Consider the following 16,052-nt stretch of genomic DNA (forward strand, 5'->3'; position numbering starts at 1 on the left):
ATTTGAGCATTCACTTACCTCAAACGTTAAGGATTTTTTAATATTTAATTATAGCTGATCCTGCTTTAGCCCACTCTTTTGATTCTAATTGAATCCATCCATATAATTTTGAATCAGAGTTGATCTTTTGTTTTATCAGAGAAAGGTTCTCATAGCTACTGGAACCGTAAAGACTCCCTGTTTTTGGAGCAATTTTTACTGATAACGTATTTTCTATACTCGGTGTATTTTCATCAGTTGTCCAGACCAAACGATTATAATAATTAGCATTAAAAGGATTTTCCAAACCATTAATTGAAAATTTCACTCTTTTCCCTGTAACTGATACATCTGTATATGCCGTGTCATCTTTAAATATTACTGATTGTGATAAAACTATTTCTTGATTTGTGAAATTTTTGTAAGTGTCAAGCGTTACAGTTGCTGCATCTGCAGAAGCTGACAACGGAGCAATAACTGAAAACAAGAGAGCGATTGTGGAAAAACATAAAGTAGCTTTCCTTCCTAATTTCATTCTCATTTTTTTGTCCTCTCCTTCTTTTAATACTCATTAATAAACATACAGCTTAATGACTGTCAAAGTAAGGGGAGCTTTGTCTGACATGAAAAATACACATTTGATTAAGTCTCCTTTTTCGCGTCCACTCTAAATTCAAACTGCTCACGAAAGAAATAAGATCCGTTAATCTTAATTAACTCCGGTGTAATCTTCTCCAACTGCGCCGTAGTCCACAATATCTATCAAATCCTCGCCCAACGGTTGTATTACACCAAAGCCACTAAACTTGGTGATATAAACAAACAAATTCAATAAACAATATTTTTCACCCTAACTAAGAAAAGAACATCAGTGTCTGATGCCCTTTCAATTTGCAGCAGTTTCAAAAATTTAAGATTATGCGGTCCATTACAGATAAAGTGATTATTTCTGAAAGTACTTTGTTCCATTACTCGCAATGACGTCTTTGTACCAATGAAAACTTTTCTTTCTAATTCTTCTAAGCGTGCCAGAACCGTCATTGTTTTTGTCCACATAGATGTAACCATACCGCTTCTTCATTTCGCCGGTACCGTTACTCACAAGATCAATCGGCCCCCAACTTGTGTACCCTATAATATCAACCCCATCTTTTATTGCTTCAGCAATCTCTGCAAAGTGAAGATCCAAATACGAGATGCGGTAATCGTCTTCAATGGTATCGTTGTCCATAAGAGTATCTTGCGCACCAAGTCCATTCTCAACGATAAACAATGGTTTGTTGTACCTTTCATGCAACTGGTTGCAGGTAATACGCATGCCTTTTGGATCAATCGTCCATCCCCACTCGGAAGTTTCCAAGTAAGGATTGATTACGGAACCAAACACATTCCCATCCGTAAAATTTTTCAGAATTTCAGGATCAGCACTGGTACAACGGCTCGAATAATAGCTGAAGCCGATGTAATCCACAGTATATGTCTTCAAAATCTCCAAATCTTCAGACTCAAGCTGTAGCTGAATTCCATTCTCGATGAAAAAGCGTTTGGCATAACCGGGATACTCCCCTTCGGACTGCACATCAATCAAGAAGTATGAATCACGCTCCATTTTCATTACTTCCCAGTAATCTTCCGGATTGCTACTGTATGGATACACATTTCCAGCCGCCAACATACATCCCATCATGGCGTTAGGAATAATTTCATGACAAGCCTTGACTGCTAGTGCACTTGCAACCAGTTCATGATGCGCTGCTTGATACAGAACTTGTTGTTTGTCCTCGCCTTCTTCAAAAATAATGCCCGCTCCTGTATAAGGAAGATGCAATAACATATTAATTTCATATTAATTTCATTGAATGTCATCCAGTATTTCACTTTATTTTTATAGCGTTCAAACAGTGTTTTAGAGTATTTTTCAAATAGTTTAATCATGATTCGGTTTTTCCAGCCGCCATACGTTTTCGCCAAGTTCACGGGTAAATCAAAGTGACAAATCGTAACGACAGGCTCAATATTGTACTTCAGAAGTTCATCAAACACGTCATCGTAAAATTGCAATCCTGCTTCATTTGGAGTTATATCGTCACCATTGGGAAAGATACGGGCCCAGGAGATCGACATTCGAAATGATTTGAAACCCATTTCAGCAAAAAGCGCGATATCCTCTTTATAACGATGATAAAAATCGATAGCTTCATGTGAAGGATAAAACTCGCCTTCCTCGGGTACAAATGAATTTAAGTTGCCAGTCGAAACCTGATTACGTTTGGGCCCCGTCGGCATCAAATCAATGGTCGTCAGTCCCTTACCATCAGCCAGGTAAGCTCCCTCAATTTGATTCGCAGCTGTAGCTCCACCCCACAGAAAATTATCCGGGAATTTAGTGATTTCATTAAACATTTCCACGTACCTCCCTATTTTTTATACATATACTTTGATTAAATGTTCTTTTTCATTAACCATGTCATTTTTGGTCCCTACAATGACATCACCGACCTGAACACGATCACCATCCTTAACAAATGCATTGAAATGCTGACCTTTTAACTGAACCGTATCTTGTCCGATATGAATGAGTATTTCTACCCCGTCATCACTAATGAGACCAATGGCATGTTTAGTACGGTAAATCGTTTGTACAATGCCGTTCACTGGGGATACGACACGTCCATTCGTGGGGCGGATGGCTATCCCTTTACCCATATGCTCTCCTGCAAAAGTCTCGTCTTTAATATCTTGGAGTCTAACAACAGTACCGGTCATCGGACTAACAATTTCAAATGGTTGGTCATTCAATTGACTTATGTTGGGAATGGGTTCTTGTTTGTCGCCCATATTTGTTGACATTGTTTCTGTTGGATCTTTAAAACCAATGAAGTAGGTCAAGACAATTGATACGTCCCAGATGTTTCAGTAATCCAACCGAAAGCAAAAACAGTTCATTGAATCCTTTAATCATTCCTGTCGCAGCCATTCCGTTTTGGACAATCCTTCGTCCTTCAATTGAAAGCGCAATCGTGTTACACAATGAATAACTATGGTAACGCTTTCAATACCGCCAACTCGAGACAAAATCTCCTTGGCCAACTGGTCATAGTTCATGAATACTCTTCCTCTCTGGCTGTGACTTTGCATCAAAATAACTGAATAGCTGCCCCGTGCATAGATCTTAGGCAACATCACCATGCTGGAAGTTTAGCGATCCAGGTTTTGCCCTGCGACGGTTACAATCCTGTAAGGCTGTGTTAGCGATTTCCGATTTGTCACAGGCCTCAAATTTTGTGAAAGTTAGCTGAAGGTACGTCTTTTCTGGCCAGAAATGGTATTGCCTGATTGAACAGTCACAATCCAGTTGATGTACAAGCTCCCTTTGCGGACAATAATAAAACACTCTTTTTTGAAAATGCAAGGTTTTTTTCTCTGGAATTTAACTTGTAGAGAGGAATTCACATGAACATTCTTACATTTCATATATGAAGTAATTTTGGCCCAAATATTTAAAAAATAATTTGGGCTTGATTGCTATTTAATCATATTACTTTGTATTTAACTGTTACTGTCGCTTTGACCTACTTTAGATTTCATCCTGATTCTCTCCGAATCAGATTATTGACAAGAACAAACCTTTGCTTTTATACTGATACCGAAATGAACGAAATACTAAAACCCGATGGATGTGGATTTTTCTAGAGAGTCATCTCTATTTTCGCCACACGAATGCCTTTACGCATTTGTGTGGCTTTTTTGTATTCAAAAAAGGAGGATTGTTCATGAAGTTGTGGCATTATGCAGTTATTGTTTTCTTGGGAGGTTGTTGTTACGGCATACTTTCCACATTTGTTAAACTGGCATATAGCGCTGGTTTTTCAACACCAGAGGTAACTGGTGTGCAGTATTTCTTTGGTGCAGTTTTGAGTTGGATGTTTGTAATTTTTGTAAAAAAGAAAAACCTTACGTACAAGCAGGTTACAAAACTCCTTCTATCCGGAATTCCATTTGGACTGACAGGTATGTTTTATTATCAATCGCTACAGACCATAAATGCTTCCCTAGCTATCGTCCTTTTATTTCAGTTTGTTTGGATTGGGACACTATACGAATGGGTTCTCCAGAAGAAAAAACCAACCAGGGGTAAACTTATCTCGATTGGAATACTGCTCATCGGCTCGGTTTTGGCGGCAAACATTTTTTCTCAAGGTGATCTCTCACTCTCGTGGCAAGGAACGATTTGGGGGCTATTGGCTGCTTCAACATTCGCTTTATTTGTTTTCCTCAGTGGTGCTGTTGCGAAAGAATCTTCGCCCACACTGAAAAGCGCCCTTCTTTCAACCGGAGCTGTTATTACTGTTTTTGTGGTATTTCCGCCAACCTTCTTATTTAACCTCGATGTGCTGGCAGGATTGAGTCCTTTTGGATTAGTCCTCGGGGTGTTCGGAGTTGTGCTGCCTCCGCTTTTGTACTCCATAGGTATGCCACATATTGGGTCAGGAATGGGTACAATTATGACTGCATCTGAATTACCCATGGCCGTTATTATGTCTTCTCTTGTATTAGGAGAATTTGTAGGCTGGTCTCAATGGATCGGTGTTATCATCATTTTATGTGGCATCGCATTTAGCAACATAAGACACAGAGGATCAAAACCACAGACTTTAGTGAAGAAGAACATAGCATAACAAGATATCTATAATTTTAATAGGTTAGATGGACAATGATTTCAGAATAAGATTTGAAGCATTTACAACGCTGTGTAAAATGCGGGGGCTTATAACGCTCATCCCAGATTTCAAAATCATAGTCTTAGAAGATTCACCCGCTCTGTTCAAACAAAAAAGGACCTATCGGTCCTTTTTGAATATATGGCTAAACCTGTTTTTCATGTTTGAAAGGTTAAATTTTTTTTCGCAGGATTAGATTCCTCAGTTTCAAATATAGCTCCCCAAATTTTCCAAACTCGTATGTTTTCTGTTTTTATTATCAAGCATAATCAAATTATCTTTAGGCTGGTTAAGCCCCTCTTTTAGACTCTTAGCCTCATTATAATGCTAAATGAAAGTTGCTTCGATGAAGTGAAGCTCGTTAAATATTCTGTTCTTGTCATTTTTGTAAACTTCAAAGATTTGTTCAATATTTGGAAAGTATACATCATCATTTTCTGTTAATTCGATAGTCCTTGGGATTCGCTTGTTTAAATCATGGATTGCTACAGGTATACGCCAGATCCATGTATTCCTGCCGATTCCGGTTTCTCTTTCTAAGAGAAGATAAGTTAGTTAATGCTCTAGAGGGAAAACGAGGCAAAGCAAAAGGGCCAGGCATCGGCAGACCTCGAACACGACCCGAATATCCGGAGGTCAAGCTGAAACGCCTCGAAGCGGAAAATGAAATGCTAAAAAAGCTCTTGCAAATGTGAACGGAGGAATGGATGCTGTACCCAAGAGTAAAAAGTTTGCGGTGATCCAAGAATTGCTTAGTAAGGGACATAGCATCGTACTACTATGGCAAGAAAGTAGCCTACGTTGTTTCTGGCAATCATCTGAACCGGGAGTTTAAGACTGACCAGCCGAATCAAAAGTGGGTAACGGACATCACTTACCTCATGTTCAATGGACAGAGACTCTACCTTTCCACGATTCAGGATCTTCTTAACAACGTAATGGTTGCCTACCAGATCAGCAGCAGAAAGATTTGAGCCTGGTGTTAGATACGGTGAAAAAGGCAAGAAAGCGACAGGACGCGCGAGGTGTTACTGCATAGCGACCAAGGATTTCAATATACCTCTCGCCTCAGCTCAACAGGTGGAGCATGCCATCCAGAAGTATATCCATTTCTACAACCATGAACGCTTTCATGAGAAACTAAACAACCTGACTCCTTATGAATACAGTACTCAGGCTGCTTAATTATTGCTTTTTGATAGCTGCCTGCTTGAAAGGGGTCACTTCATGATTGCGGATGCTTCTTAATTTACTTTGCGAAGAAACCAAGATCAGATAGCGACTTGACCTTCTTCGGCTTTTTATTTTCCACCTTACCACCGTGGAGAATGATTTCGAATTCTCGGTTTCTGTTCTTGGCCTTCTTCGTCGTCAGGCTCATAATCTTCATCAGGTGGAAACGACTCCTTATAGAAATCGTTCTAAGAGGCCGTCCAACTCCTTAATGCCCTCTTCATCTACATTTTCGTATTCATCCTCCGTCAGTCCTTCTACCAACACAAGATTAAAGGCTTCCTTATGCAATGCCTAAACTTTAGGCCAATCGACCTCGGCCCGTTCTTCTGTAGCTTCCCATTTTTCGCGACCAATCGAAAAAGAAAATTTATATTGATTGCCGCTCATGAGTTGTCGTTTCTGACGGATCAAAGCAATAGTTCCTATTTTGTCACAACAAAAAAAGAAGGTAGGAAAAGTTTCCTGACCTTCTTAGCATCCATATTTCTATGTCTGAATAATATCATTGCTTTTTACCATGTTACTACGGATTTTCCATTTTAACTTTAAAGATAGGCTTTGGAGTAGTGGTAATGTTTAATGGATCTTATTACTACCACTACGTTCTCTTGCCATGCTACACAATCCCCCCCATAAATACGTCTGCTTACTATGAGTGTAATTAGACAAACTGACGATATGAAATCGTACAGTCTTTTCTAAAGCGGCTACATATAATGTTCTATATATCATTAAGAATGGCTTAAATAGTCAACTTTAATATAGTAAGAGTAGTATTGGTAAAGTTATGAAGTTGGGCTGGGGTTGCATTTGCATTTACTAATTGAATAGTTGTAGGAACGACCCCTACAGTAATAATGACTTCTGCCGAAGTTGGTCCGCCACCGTTACCCGTGAAAGGTACTGGGGTAACAGGGAATCCATTTACGGTAAGGTTAAAGTCAGCATTGCCTTGGTTATGAATTGTAAAATCTATTAGATAGCTCCCCGTTTCGTTGATTGTTATCGTTGGAGATGGAGGAGTGAAAGTAAATGCACCACCAACATTAGCCAAAACTCCAGTAAAGGTAATTGGTGAGTTACCCGGAACTGTGTCAGTTCCCGTACCAGGATCTGCTCGGAAAACACTTAAGAAGTCTGATATCCCGGCGCCTGCAGGCCCTGTTGCCCCCGTTGCTCCTGCTGGTCCTACCGCCCCTACCGTTCCCGCTGGTCCTGCTGGTCCTATCGCTCCTGCCGGTCCCACTGGTCCTGCTGGACCTACTGCTCCTGCTGGTCCTGTTGGTCCAGGAATTCCTTGAAAACCTTGTAGCCCTTGCTGGCCTTGAGCGCCTGGAACTCCCTGTGGACCCGGCAGTCCCTGTGGTCCCTGAGGTCCTTGAGGTCCTTGAGGTCCTCGGATCCCTTTAACAATAACTTTCGGTAAAACTTTGACTTTTTTAACTACACATCTTCTAAATTTTCTCCGATGCATTTTCTTTTGCCAATAATAATGTCGAAACATATTTAATGATCACCTCCAAAGTCTAGTCAAATTAGTTTATTGTGCAATTAACCAAAAAGATTGGGCTGTTGACTTCATCTTGGGAAAATAGGCATAGGTCTGACTCTATCGTGTTAGCATTATTACAGCTCATCCTTCTGAAGCTTATATCCAGTTCAATCAACCGATCCAGATTCTGCACTATCTGCATTTTTATATTTCTAGCCTGTAGGTCTTTGACCCACTGAGCTATACCAGCCTTAACAATCTTTCGGTACTATACCATTGATCAAGGATACCCTCGACGAACTCTATTTCGCGCTGTAGTAGTGTCTCTTGCTATTCGTTGTCTGTCCCATTGTCATTGGGGAGACGTTCACACGTCTCCCTTTTTATTTATACTAGGCAGAATATACACAAACTTGTGAACCATCTGCGGTTACATTAATATAGTGAATGCTACGTTAAACAACGGTTTTATATATGGGGGAGAATAAATAACAATGGTTAACAAAGAAATATCTTCTGGTGACCAAAATTCTTGGACAGCATCTGATAAGATTCATACCGACCTGCTTGCCGCTAAAGTTTCAGTTTATAATCCATGCAATTTTAAATGTACTGGACCAATTCCAGAAAAACAAAACTCTGACTATGGGGCCTACTTCTTTAATTTAAATGCCCACTCTATACGATTCCGTATTGCAAAGACAACTCCAAAAAAGATCGGGCAATTTGTGACTATATATAAGAGAATTGGGGATGGATCAATACAACCCTATGACGTATCAGATCCAATCGACTTTTTGGTTATGTGTAAAGACAGTAGCTTGGGGCAATTTGTATTCCCAAAATCCATTCTGATTAAACATAAAATATTATCTAACAAAGGTGAAGGTGGTAAAAGAGCAATACGTATTTATCCACCATGGGACACGCCTACAAGCCTTCAGGCTCAAAAAACTCAGACATGGCAGTTAAAGTATTTTCTTAACATACCTGTAAACGAACCAATAGACATTTCTCGTGCAAACGTACTTTACGATTTAGAATAATGTGTTGCAACATTAGAAAGACGTACCGGCTCCATGCCGGTTGCCTGCTGATATCGCATTTTAATCACATCACAAAATACCGGGTCCAGTTCCATGGTCCTGCAACAGCGGTCAAGCTAATCACAGGCCATAAGGGTAGAGCCGCTGCCGCCAAAGAAATTGACAACTACGCCACTAAGCTGGCTACTATTCATAATGGGAATAGCTAGTAGATCAAGGGGCATCTGAGTGGGGTGAACATACTTATTTACATTGCCCCGTGAAACTTCCCATACTGTCCTAGGCAGCGGTTCCTCAACAGGAAGACCAGCCTTCCATACCGTAGTCTGTGTTCCGATCACCGTATCGGGCTGGAGCCTTGCTTTTCAGATGAGCGTAAAAGATCGGCTCATGTTTAAAACGATACTGTGCCCAACCAAAGGAAGCAGCATTCATAGCATCCTCAAATTTTCTTTCTACAATAACAAAAGTATGTTTCTTAGTAGAAACAAAAGCCTGATGAACAAGTGTCATCAGGCTTTGCTAAAATCAGGACGGCTGCTTTGGTTTAAATAGAGAGCGGTATTATGGTAAAGAAATATTTGAAAAGTTAAAGACAGGAGAACATATTTATAAGGGTTTAACGTACATATTTTTAGAATATTAAAAAAAATATAAATCGCAAATATTGGATTTTGGTACACAACTTTATTGTATATCGCACAGGGGAAAATAATTGTAGTTGACTCGCTAGTACACAACTTTATTGTTCGAAGAAAACTCCATAAAATAAGTTTTAGACTGACCTTAGAAATTAGAACAGCGACAACCAAGGATGAAAAAATAAAGGTCCTAGACTGTCGCTGTTCCATTAAACTAACGTGTCCCGTTAGTTCAATACCAATCCCATTCCGAGTAATGGTGATTATTAGCCCTGTTAGAGCCTCGCGAACGTGATGTAATCGACTTGGGCAGGCTCTGCCGATTCGATCCGAAGTGCCCGGTTGATCTGCCCCCGGTGATATTGCCCATGTAAGAGGACCTGCGACAGGATGTCCCGGACGGACGTTCGGAACGGAACCCCGCTCTGGTTCGCATAGTCGATCATCTCGTCCAACTCGGATTCCTCGAACCCTTCGATATAGACGCGATATTGCTCGGCGTTTTCTTCGAACATCGTCCGGATCGCCGTCAGGTCTTCCGCTTCCTCCCACAACGAATATTGCGCGCTGCCCTTGCCCTGCAATCGGGACAGCCAGACTCGTTCCGCGACCGCGACATGCCGAACCAGCTTCAGAAGGTCCTTGTTCTTCACCTCACTCTTCTCAAGCACGTCCAAGATGCGTTCGTCCGCCCAGTACAGGTGGTCCATCATGCACTTGATCGTCTTCATTTCGGTTCCCCCCTCTTCGTTTCATCGATTACTTGAACCTACTGTTATTCGTTAGTTTAATCATTTGAATGAACTAAAACAACCTTTTTTGGATGAATTCCTTGTTGCTGTAACACTTCCAAGGAGAAACGTACATTTTCAAAGGTATTAGTTGCTTTATCTTCTTTAAGTAATGATTCTGAAGGTACTCCTAACGCTACCCCGACATTTTTTAGAAACTCCCATTCGGTTGTTTCTACATGAAGGGTCGTACCACCAGAAGGTAGAATAAATTGAGCGATACCGCTATGGTACAATGTTGCGACTCTTTCCATTAATTGTGGATGACTTGCTTCTGGAATTAATATAATGTCTGACTGTTCCAACTCCGTTTAGAAAAACATAAAATTACTAATACATTCAAAGGGGAATGACATATGAAGAACTCCTCAGTATTAACGCCTCTGGAATCCGGTATTTTCGAAGTATTCAAAGACTATTTATTCTCTTTTTGGTTAAATTTTACTGACCGTTAGCTTAATGAAACATCGTAAGACTATTACTTTATTTTCTTCTGACACCTCAATAAAGACCGCAAAGGCTTAAGCCCTTACGGTCTAATTTACTTCTGGCATCCTAAGTCCGATTTCACCTTCCTTGTTGCGGCCCCGACCATAGTCAATAACCACAAAATCCAAAGTCCGATTAATTTTAAGACTGTTTGCTATATTTACAATCGCTCGTCGTCGTTTAACTGCAAATGTCGTGGCTGAGATACTAGGCACATCTTTTCTGTATCCCTTCTCCATATACTGCTGGGCCTTGAGGTATTTTTTACCGTCTATGAACAGCAGCTTAGCAGCAAGTCCCTCGTGTGGATCCCTCATGTTGTTTACGGCGAAGCGGACATTGTTTGTGATGAATTGATAGAATTTGTAATTCATATGCCGTTTGTCCTTTAGGATTACAGCGTTTGCTGTTACACCTGCCGTTAACTCCTGACCTGACTCTCGTTTTGCAATTGCCCCCTCGGCGGAAAGTAACTCATACGCATACATTCCGTTTTCAATCTACTGGAGAGCAAACTCATAGTTTTTGATCACCTCGATCATATCAACATACTTACTAAGAAGCCACTTTGTTTTTCGAATATCTTCCTGCTCAATGTCCGAAAAAAAGTTTACCTGGATTATCTTTTGTGTATCAGAAGACTCATCTTCAAGACTATTAACTATACACATTTGATCGTCATTCATCGTTTATCATTCCTTTATATAATGTGATAATTTGGTGAAATCGTTATTTTTGGTATATATATGTAAATCAAAACACTATAATTACCTTACACCATAGTTTGCATACGAAGAAAACAAACTAAGGAGGCTTTACTTTTGAGAAAATCTATTATTGCTTTGGCTGCTGGCACAGTTCTTCTTGGGGCATTGTCTGTACCGTCTTTAGGTTTTGCAGAACAAGCCCCAACTTCAGCAAATATTTCTTCTCAGTCACCATATGATCCGCCTCAAGGGAACAAAAAATGGGTAAGTGGCATCAGAGGTGCAACAGTTAAAGAGGATATGAAATCGACAGTTCCAACTCAAAAATTTTACATGACAGGAGGATTTGGAGGAAATATTAATTTATATAAATGGCAACAAAAAGGCAACAACAAAGTATGCCCATTATATCAAGGCTACATTTACAAAATATTCCCTTAATAATAAAACTAACTTTAAAGTAAGCACTTTTTTTCAAAGGTGCTTACTTTTTTCATCGTTATTATTTGCCATATTTAATCCTCACCTCGCTTGCCGGCACAGTCTCAATCAACATATACCTATCTACTTGTACTACACCTATAAACAACAGTACAGCAGCTAATATAGTGGTATATGCGCGTATCATGTGGCATCCTCCTTGACCGCCGCATTCGCAAACACTTTAGATAACTCGATATTAATACACGCTTTGCCCTCTGCGTTCGGTGCATTAAAATAATCAGTCCACAGCTGGAAGGCTTTCATGAGTGACCCGTTTAGTCTGGCTATCTCTGCATCCTTTGTTGTATTAGGGATTCAGATTCCTTTTGAGTATCGACGAGTACCTTTATGTTTCCTTTCAATAATTTCATTTTCGGTGTTCGAAAAATACAACCGTTTTTCTATATCATCTACCCAACTTTTTTCTTTTTCGGCTTCCAGTATCCAGTAATCCATTCGCTTTTCCCAGTCTGGTTTATCTGTCATTGTTGTTCCTCCCCCAGCATTCGTCGTCTTCATCGTCTCCTATAAGACGTTCTGAGCAGCACGGACATAGACGATTGTAACAATCCTCGCATCGCCAAGTAGCCCGCGATTCAGGAGAATCCATCGCTTTCCACTCACTATAGGTTAATCTTCATCGCGATTGTTTCCCGTCGTATGAGTACCACAGTGTATGCATTCTCCTGTCACCCAATCGTCGTCTTCGAAATTTCAGTTCTTCTTCTTTTCGATCAATCTCAATATGCAGTTCTGACCAAAATAATCCTTCTGCCAAAATGCGAAAATCTTCTCCTTGCAAGTCTTCTGTGTCTTCTTGTTTTTCCTTTTCTGATTTGATCAAGTCCATGATCGAATATTCGTGTCCGCTTCCTGCTCATTATTCACTACGATTTTCATCTATATATTCTCCCTTTGGTGCCGTGTGACCGACACCCTGTATAGGCTTAATATTCAAATCACGATATCTTATCCCATGTTCAATGGGGCTGCTGCCTAATTCTTCATGTTCATCATCACATTCCCGACAGCAAGCAAACTCCCCATCGTATAACCTGCCTGTAAGTTTTTCTCTAGCTTCGCTTATCGGCTTTCCGCAGTTGGCACATCTGGACTTACCATCTTGTTTAATAGCCGATATCGGCCACACATTCATATCTATCATCCTTCCAACGTTCCTGGGTGAGCGTATTGTATTGGTGGTTACTCCCTACCTCATCCACGTAAAACCGCTCTATGTAGCGTTTGAGGTGTATTACCTCACTGTGCTTATCGCTCATTATAGGTATATTTGTCTAATATCTATGTCAATCAGTTCTAATCCCCCTAATTCTTCTATTTCTTGTGGGGTTATGATCATATTGGGCTTTTCAGACCGAATCTGCGCTCCGATCTCACGCATTCTATTCCCTTCGTATTCTTCTAGATAAACCAACTGTCTCACCGCTACTGTTTCATACACTTTGTATTTACTCACGGGTTATCTCTCCTTTGGTATAGGGGATGCATTGTGTCTCTCCCCCTTATGGAAAGTTGCCCCTCCTTCTTGTCCCCTATGGGTTTAAAACTTTTAATGCAATGCTCCAAAATACTTTCATGGCATTAGCTTTGTATAAACGGTCTTCGCATCTTCATATGTCAGGCGAAAATATGCACTTTTCTCATCCCATCCGCCTCGTTTTGTAGCTAACCCTTTAGCAACAAGATCATTCCAAACCGATCGACCGTGTCACAGTAAAAATTGTTTTTGTCGGCTTCATGTTGTAGTTAAGCACAAAGCGTGCTCACCAAGCCCTCAACACTGATATCTTCTGCATAAACTATCAAAAAGGAGATGAGATAATGACTAGATTGTTAGATGCTCGAACATCTCAAAATGCAAGCTATGGTAATACAATCTCAATTCCCTTGCCAGCCAATACTCCTGTAGCCATTGCAGAGCTTGGCTTAGACGTGACGGGCGCTGGGGAAAATATGCGTGTACAATTATCAGGGATTGCTGAGCTTTCATTTCCCACTACTCCACCATTTGACTCCGTTATTGCTATTTCTATTGTTAGAGGCACTCTCGACTCTCCTGTTGCTTATGCCCTTTACTCTGTTAGTGTCTCCGAGGCAAATCCCAACGCTGTGCAGGTCGTCACCATTAATGCTTCCGATTACAATGTCCCTCTACCACCATCAAATGAATTGGTGTATACCTTATATCTATTTTGCACAGCGGATGCCACCCGAATAGGAATAGAAAGTTTTAACGCGGTTGCCTATTCAGATTAAAATTACACCTTCAGATGGAGGGCAAAGCCCTCTTATTTTTCTTCTATCCGTCCTTGAGGGACGATACTTTCCATCTGTCGTTCTTTTTTGGTATAGTTTACTTAAAGGGGCTGATCCAATGGGATTCATGCTTATTCTTATTGCGATTATTTTTTTCTCGCTTGGTATTTTAAGTAAACGAAATCCCACTTGGGGATGGCGTGCAAACGAAGCCTGGAAGATCAAAGGTGACTCAGAACCAAGTGATGCTTACATTGATGACATGAAATTTAGAGGCTCTGTATCGATTCTCTTTGGGTTCTTCTTTTTAACATGTGGACTTTTGGTTATATTCCTGTAAGTTCTACTATCTGTTTTCAATCCTCAAATTACCCACATCCATAAGGCACTTGCTGTTTGGCGGCGACTCCCAAAATGTCACTGCTCACGTTTTCAAAAACAGAAATCTGTCTCTCATCCATAGCTTCCAGCAAACGAACTTCCTTAATCTTCAAAGACCGACTGCCGCTGTAGTAAGTAGTAAAAATCATTTTTCTCGCATAGTATTTACTCATCTAACCAGCCACCTATAAGGAAGAACAATGTAGAAACTCGACTCGTCACTTTGGAGTGTGAGTAGCTTAGAAGAGCCAGTATACCCGAGTGTAATGACTTCATTTTCTAAGACTTTCAAGGCATCCAACACATATTTGCATTCAACGTTAGTTTGAAATTTTTTCACAGCCGACGTTTATGCACACATCTACAAAAAAATAGAGATGAATAGCATGGAGAAATATGAGTCTTTTACCGGGAGTCTTCTTCAATAATATTTTTTTATGGGGAGATTGTGGGGAGAACTAATTAGTCTCAAATGACGGATGGATTACACACACAAAAAAAAATCCCTCAACGCTTAGAGCGCCAAGGGATTCCCATTTTAGTAAAGAGTCAGATATTGATCACGTTCCCATTGATGCACTTGGGTGCGATACAAAAGCACTCAGTATTCCTTTGGGTTTCAACATATTTTCTCTCTTGAATATACTGCAAAATATATTATGTTCAGATTATCAATATACTTTCAAATACACTTAAATCTTTAAAAAGCGCGGTCAAAATGCGGTCAAGAAAATAGCTTTAGTGGTCATATGCTAAAGCTATTTTTTATCCTTGTGATGCAAGAACTTTTATGTGATTTAGTATTTTTATGAGTTGTTCGTGTGATATTTCTTTCCCGCCATATCTCCAAACTTCATTCACTATTGACTGTACTTGTACTTCCTTAATACCTCCGTTTTCAACAGAATAAGTAAAAGTATCATTTCCTTTGATTTTCATCTGGTTTTCTTCATTTAATAAAATTACCATAATAGACCTCTCCTAAATCGTATAATTAAATCGTTGTTTACTGACAAGCTAAAATCTTATTTACTTCCTTCTAAAACAGAAAAGTTGGATCCCAACGGAATATGTGCGAAGATCTACTGACGACAGCGCATTATTTCTCACTTCTAAGAAATGACGGTAATAAAATCTAAAAGATATGTACACGCTGCTCAATTCTTCGGTTGTAGGATGAAAGATCTATACGAATGGGTAGTAATTAGTAATCACTTTTCCCATATTATAGTTTTTTCGGAGCAATAACATTCACCATTCCTCTACTTTATTCCTTGTTTAAGAATTATATCCACTAACATATATTAAATCCCATTATTAGGTTCTTTGGCAACATAAATTCAGGCGCTGGATGTGTATCATTTTTCGACATTTAAATACAATATTTTCAACAAAAAAAGAGTTGCTATCTAGTAGCAACTCCCGTGAATATTATGTCTGAATTAATGAAACCCATCTCTTTTATAACCTCGTCAAACCGATGATACGCAATAGGGCACCTTTTTGAGGTTTTTGTTATATCACACTCAAAGTAAGCATCTTTGAAAATACCATTAACGATTTTTACTTTTTCTACATTAAGAGTGTTACTTCTGTCCACATTCAAAAAACGGAATCCGTTACTGTTCAAAAAGTTTTCCCAATGTCTAAGGGTTCCAATCATGTAGTAAGTCTTTTCAAATGTGTGAACTAAAATCTGGTCTCTCTTACGCCCTTTAGATATAAAAAGAACCTTATCCACTTGTACGTTTTCGCCTTGATCAATACCTCCAGGGTCTGCCGATACTGTTAAACTTAGCATTTTGTCAT

23 protein-coding genes and 3 pseudogenes are annotated in these 16,052 nt (G+C 39.8%); 6 read left to right on the forward strand and 20 right to left on the reverse strand.

What is annotated here, in order from left to right:
- Window positions 1–37: 37 nt before the first annotated feature.
- The 5 genes and pseudogenes from ACUUJN_RS14630 to ACUUJN_RS14650 form a co-directional block, all read right to left on the reverse strand.
- Window positions 38–520 (reverse strand): hypothetical protein, encoded by a 483-nt coding sequence (locus ACUUJN_RS14630; protein ID WP_076295950.1) that lies wholly within the window; start codon window positions 518–520, stop codon window positions 38–40.
- A gap of 168 nt (window positions 521–688) precedes the next feature.
- Window positions 689–811 (reverse strand): hypothetical protein, encoded by a 123-nt coding sequence (locus ACUUJN_RS14635; RefSeq protein ID WP_256026491.1) that lies wholly within the window; start codon window positions 809–811, stop codon window positions 689–691.
- 111 nt (window positions 812–922) lie between these two features.
- Window positions 923–2,382 (reverse strand): annotated as a pseudogene (locus ACUUJN_RS14640) (6-phospho-beta-glucosidase).
- A 21-nt stretch (window positions 2,383–2,403) separates the two neighbouring features.
- Window positions 2,404–2,829, reverse strand: coding sequence for a PTS sugar transporter subunit IIA (locus tag ACUUJN_RS14645; protein ID WP_081326443.1), 426 nt, complete (start codon window positions 2,827–2,829; stop codon window positions 2,404–2,406).
- A gap of 117 nt (window positions 2,830–2,946) precedes the next feature.
- Window positions 2,947–3,084 (reverse strand): annotated as a pseudogene (locus tag ACUUJN_RS14650) (PTS transporter subunit EIIB); the annotation flags it as partial.
- 668 nt (window positions 3,085–3,752) lie between these two features.
- Between ACUUJN_RS14650 and ACUUJN_RS14655 the strand changes: the two are divergent.
- Together ACUUJN_RS14655 and ACUUJN_RS14660 are read left to right on the forward strand one after the other, a co-directional pair.
- A complete protein-coding gene (locus ACUUJN_RS14655) occupies window positions 3,753–4,658 on the forward strand; it encodes an EamA family transporter (RefSeq protein WP_339200248.1) in 906 nt (301 codons plus the stop codon).
- Window positions 4,659–5,642: 984 nt separating this feature from the next.
- Window positions 5,643–5,885, forward strand: coding sequence for an IS3 family transposase (locus ACUUJN_RS14660; protein WP_179085453.1), 243 nt, complete (start codon window positions 5,643–5,645; stop codon window positions 5,883–5,885).
- 64 nt (window positions 5,886–5,949) lie between these two features.
- On the opposite strand, the gene ACUUJN_RS14665 is transcribed toward ACUUJN_RS14660, so the two are convergent.
- Together ACUUJN_RS14665 and ACUUJN_RS14670 are read right to left on the reverse strand one after the other, a co-directional pair.
- Complete coding sequence (locus tag ACUUJN_RS14665) at window positions 5,950–6,090, reverse strand: hypothetical protein (RefSeq protein ID WP_484668624.1); 141 nt, start codon at window positions 6,088–6,090, stop codon at window positions 5,950–5,952.
- A gap of 588 nt (window positions 6,091–6,678) precedes the next feature.
- Window positions 6,679–7,440 (reverse strand): collagen-like protein, encoded by a 762-nt coding sequence (locus ACUUJN_RS14670; protein ID WP_209942554.1) that lies wholly within the window; start codon window positions 7,438–7,440, stop codon window positions 6,679–6,681.
- 482 nt (window positions 7,441–7,922) lie between these two features.
- Between ACUUJN_RS14670 and ACUUJN_RS14675 the strand changes: the two genes are divergently transcribed.
- Window positions 7,923–8,474 (forward strand): MepB family protein, encoded by a 552-nt coding sequence (locus ACUUJN_RS14675; protein WP_484668625.1) that lies wholly within the window; start codon window positions 7,923–7,925, stop codon window positions 8,472–8,474.
- Between the two features lie 116 nt (window positions 8,475–8,590).
- On the opposite strand, the gene ACUUJN_RS14680 is transcribed toward ACUUJN_RS14675, so the two are convergent.
- From ACUUJN_RS14680 to ACUUJN_RS14700, 5 genes and pseudogenes are all read right to left on the reverse strand, one after another.
- The gene (locus ACUUJN_RS14680) at window positions 8,591–8,815 is read right to left on the reverse strand and encodes a DNA methyltransferase (protein ID WP_370671133.1); all 225 of its coding nucleotides are present in this window, start codon (window positions 8,813–8,815) and stop codon (window positions 8,591–8,593) included.
- Entirely contained in the window at window positions 8,769–8,987 is a 219-nt protein-coding gene (locus tag ACUUJN_RS14685) for a hypothetical protein (RefSeq protein WP_023989025.1), read from the reverse strand. Before ACUUJN_RS14685 ends, ACUUJN_RS14680 begins: the two co-directional genes overlap by 47 nt.
- A gap of 403 nt (window positions 8,988–9,390) precedes the next feature.
- Window positions 9,391–9,846: a DinB family protein gene (locus tag ACUUJN_RS14690; RefSeq protein ID WP_023989026.1), complete on the reverse strand. Its 456-nt coding sequence runs from the start codon at window positions 9,844–9,846 to the stop codon at window positions 9,391–9,393.
- A gap of 56 nt (window positions 9,847–9,902) precedes the next feature.
- The gene (locus tag ACUUJN_RS14695; RefSeq protein WP_075154283.1) at window positions 9,903–10,160 is read right to left on the reverse strand and encodes a YdcF family protein; all 258 of its coding nucleotides are present in this window, start codon (window positions 10,158–10,160) and stop codon (window positions 9,903–9,905) included.
- Between the two features lie 282 nt (window positions 10,161–10,442).
- Window positions 10,443–11,081, reverse strand: a pseudogene (locus ACUUJN_RS14700) (hypothetical protein).
- Between the two features lie 135 nt (window positions 11,082–11,216).
- Here ACUUJN_RS14700 and ACUUJN_RS14705 point away from each other — a divergent pair.
- A complete protein-coding gene (locus ACUUJN_RS14705; RefSeq protein WP_023989029.1) occupies window positions 11,217–11,543 on the forward strand; it encodes a hypothetical protein in 327 nt (108 codons plus the stop codon).
- Between the two features lie 61 nt (window positions 11,544–11,604).
- Here ACUUJN_RS14705 and ACUUJN_RS14710 read toward each other — a convergent pair whose 3' ends face one another.
- From ACUUJN_RS14710 to ACUUJN_RS14730, 5 genes are all read right to left on the reverse strand, one after another.
- Window positions 11,605–11,730 carry a hypothetical protein gene (locus ACUUJN_RS14710; RefSeq protein WP_023989030.1) on the reverse strand — a complete coding sequence of 42 codons (126 nt, stop codon included), beginning with the start codon at window positions 11,728–11,730 and terminating at the stop codon, window positions 11,605–11,607.
- A 170-nt stretch (window positions 11,731–11,900) separates the two neighbouring features.
- The gene (locus tag ACUUJN_RS14715) at window positions 11,901–12,071 is read right to left on the reverse strand and encodes a hypothetical protein (protein ID WP_155613684.1); all 171 of its coding nucleotides are present in this window, start codon (window positions 12,069–12,071) and stop codon (window positions 11,901–11,903) included.
- A 151-nt stretch (window positions 12,072–12,222) separates the two neighbouring features.
- Window positions 12,223–12,435: a hypothetical protein gene (locus ACUUJN_RS14720; RefSeq protein ID WP_028540714.1), complete on the reverse strand. Its 213-nt coding sequence runs from the start codon at window positions 12,433–12,435 to the stop codon at window positions 12,223–12,225.
- A 30-nt stretch (window positions 12,436–12,465) separates the two neighbouring features.
- A complete protein-coding gene (locus tag ACUUJN_RS14725) occupies window positions 12,466–12,741 on the reverse strand; it encodes a hypothetical protein (protein ID WP_023989034.1) in 276 nt (91 codons plus the stop codon).
- A 123-nt stretch (window positions 12,742–12,864) separates the two neighbouring features.
- Entirely contained in the window at window positions 12,865–13,062 is a 198-nt protein-coding gene (locus ACUUJN_RS14730) for a hypothetical protein (protein WP_023989035.1), read from the reverse strand.
- A 365-nt stretch (window positions 13,063–13,427) separates the two neighbouring features.
- Here ACUUJN_RS14730 and ACUUJN_RS14735 point away from each other — a divergent pair, with 365 nt between their 5' ends.
- Entirely contained in the window at window positions 13,428–13,862 is a 435-nt protein-coding gene (locus ACUUJN_RS14735; RefSeq protein WP_023989036.1) for a hypothetical protein, read from the forward strand.
- Window positions 13,846–14,202, forward strand: coding sequence for a DUF6199 family natural product biosynthesis protein (locus ACUUJN_RS14740; protein WP_254664506.1), 357 nt, complete (start codon window positions 13,846–13,848; stop codon window positions 14,200–14,202). Before ACUUJN_RS14735 ends, ACUUJN_RS14740 begins: the two co-directional genes overlap by 17 nt.
- Before the next feature lie 28 nt (window positions 14,203–14,230).
- Here the strand turns inward: ACUUJN_RS14740 and ACUUJN_RS14745 are convergent, their stop codons facing one another.
- From ACUUJN_RS14745 to ACUUJN_RS14755, 3 genes are all read right to left on the reverse strand, one after another.
- Window positions 14,231–14,416, reverse strand: a complete 186-nt coding sequence (locus ACUUJN_RS14745; protein ID WP_068942649.1) for a hypothetical protein — start codon at window positions 14,414–14,416, stop codon at window positions 14,231–14,233.
- A 592-nt stretch (window positions 14,417–15,008) separates the two neighbouring features.
- Window positions 15,009–15,212 (reverse strand): hypothetical protein, encoded by a 204-nt coding sequence (locus ACUUJN_RS14750; protein WP_071558640.1) that lies wholly within the window; start codon window positions 15,210–15,212, stop codon window positions 15,009–15,011.
- Between the two features lie 436 nt (window positions 15,213–15,648).
- On the reverse strand, window positions 15,649–16,044 hold the full coding sequence (locus ACUUJN_RS14755) for a LytTR family transcriptional regulator DNA-binding domain-containing protein (RefSeq protein ID WP_071558639.1): 396 nt from the start codon (window positions 16,042–16,044) through the stop codon (window positions 15,649–15,651).
- Window positions 16,045–16,052 lie beyond the last annotated feature (8 nt).

The sequence above is a fragment of the Paenibacillus sp. LRG-1 genome, assembly GCF_057220305.1.

Bases quoted from the DNA above. Each gene is read 5' to 3' on its own strand.
- ACUUJN_RS14685 (WP_023989025.1), bottom strand. From the start codon at position 8,987: ATGACACTTGTTCATCAGGCTTTTGTTTCTACTAAGAAACATACTTTT.
- ACUUJN_RS14715 (WP_155613684.1), bottom strand. From the start codon at position 12,071: ATGACAGATAAACCAGACTGGGAAAAGCGAATGGATTACTGGATACTG.
- ACUUJN_RS14720 (WP_028540714.1), bottom strand. From the start codon at position 12,435: ATGGACTTGATCAAATCAGAAAAGGAAAAACAAGAAGACACAGAAGAC.
- ACUUJN_RS14690 (WP_023989026.1), bottom strand. From the start codon at position 9,846: ATGAAGACGATCAAGTGCATGATGGACCACCTGTACTGGGCGGACGAA.
- ACUUJN_RS14645 (WP_081326443.1), bottom strand. From the start codon at position 2,829: ATGTCAACAAATATGGGCGACAAACAAGAACCCATTCCCAACATAAGT.
- ACUUJN_RS14655 (WP_339200248.1), top strand. From the start codon at position 3,753: ATGAAGTTGTGGCATTATGCAGTTATTGTTTTCTTGGGAGGTTGTTGT.
- ACUUJN_RS14695 (WP_075154283.1), bottom strand. From the start codon at position 10,160: ATGGAAAGAGTCGCAACATTGTACCATAGCGGTATCGCTCAATTTATT.
- ACUUJN_RS14675 (WP_484668625.1), top strand. From the start codon at position 7,923: ATGGTTAACAAAGAAATATCTTCTGGTGACCAAAATTCTTGGACAGCA.
- ACUUJN_RS14630 (WP_076295950.1), bottom strand. From the start codon at position 520: ATGAGAATGAAATTAGGAAGGAAAGCTACTTTATGTTTTTCCACAATC.
- ACUUJN_RS14670 (WP_209942554.1), bottom strand. From the start codon at position 7,440: ATGTTTCGACATTATTATTGGCAAAAGAAAATGCATCGGAGAAAATTT.
- ACUUJN_RS14710 (WP_023989030.1), bottom strand. From the start codon at position 11,730: ATGATACGCGCATATACCACTATATTAGCTGCTGTACTGTTGTTTATA.
- ACUUJN_RS14725 (WP_023989034.1), bottom strand. From the start codon at position 12,741: ATGAATGTGTGGCCGATATCGGCTATTAAACAAGATGGTAAGTCCAGA.
- ACUUJN_RS14745 (WP_068942649.1), bottom strand. From the start codon at position 14,416: ATGAGTAAATACTATGCGAGAAAAATGATTTTTACTACTTACTACAGC.
- ACUUJN_RS14755 (WP_071558639.1), bottom strand. From the start codon at position 16,044: ATGCTAAGTTTAACAGTATCGGCAGACCCTGGAGGTATTGATCAAGGC.
- ACUUJN_RS14735 (WP_023989036.1), top strand. From the start codon at position 13,428: ATGACTAGATTGTTAGATGCTCGAACATCTCAAAATGCAAGCTATGGT.
- ACUUJN_RS14665 (WP_484668624.1), bottom strand. From the start codon at position 6,090: ATGAAGATTATGAGCCTGACGACGAAGAAGGCCAAGAACAGAAACCGA.
- ACUUJN_RS14750 (WP_071558640.1), bottom strand. From the start codon at position 15,212: ATGGTAATTTTATTAAATGAAGAAAACCAGATGAAAATCAAAGGAAAT.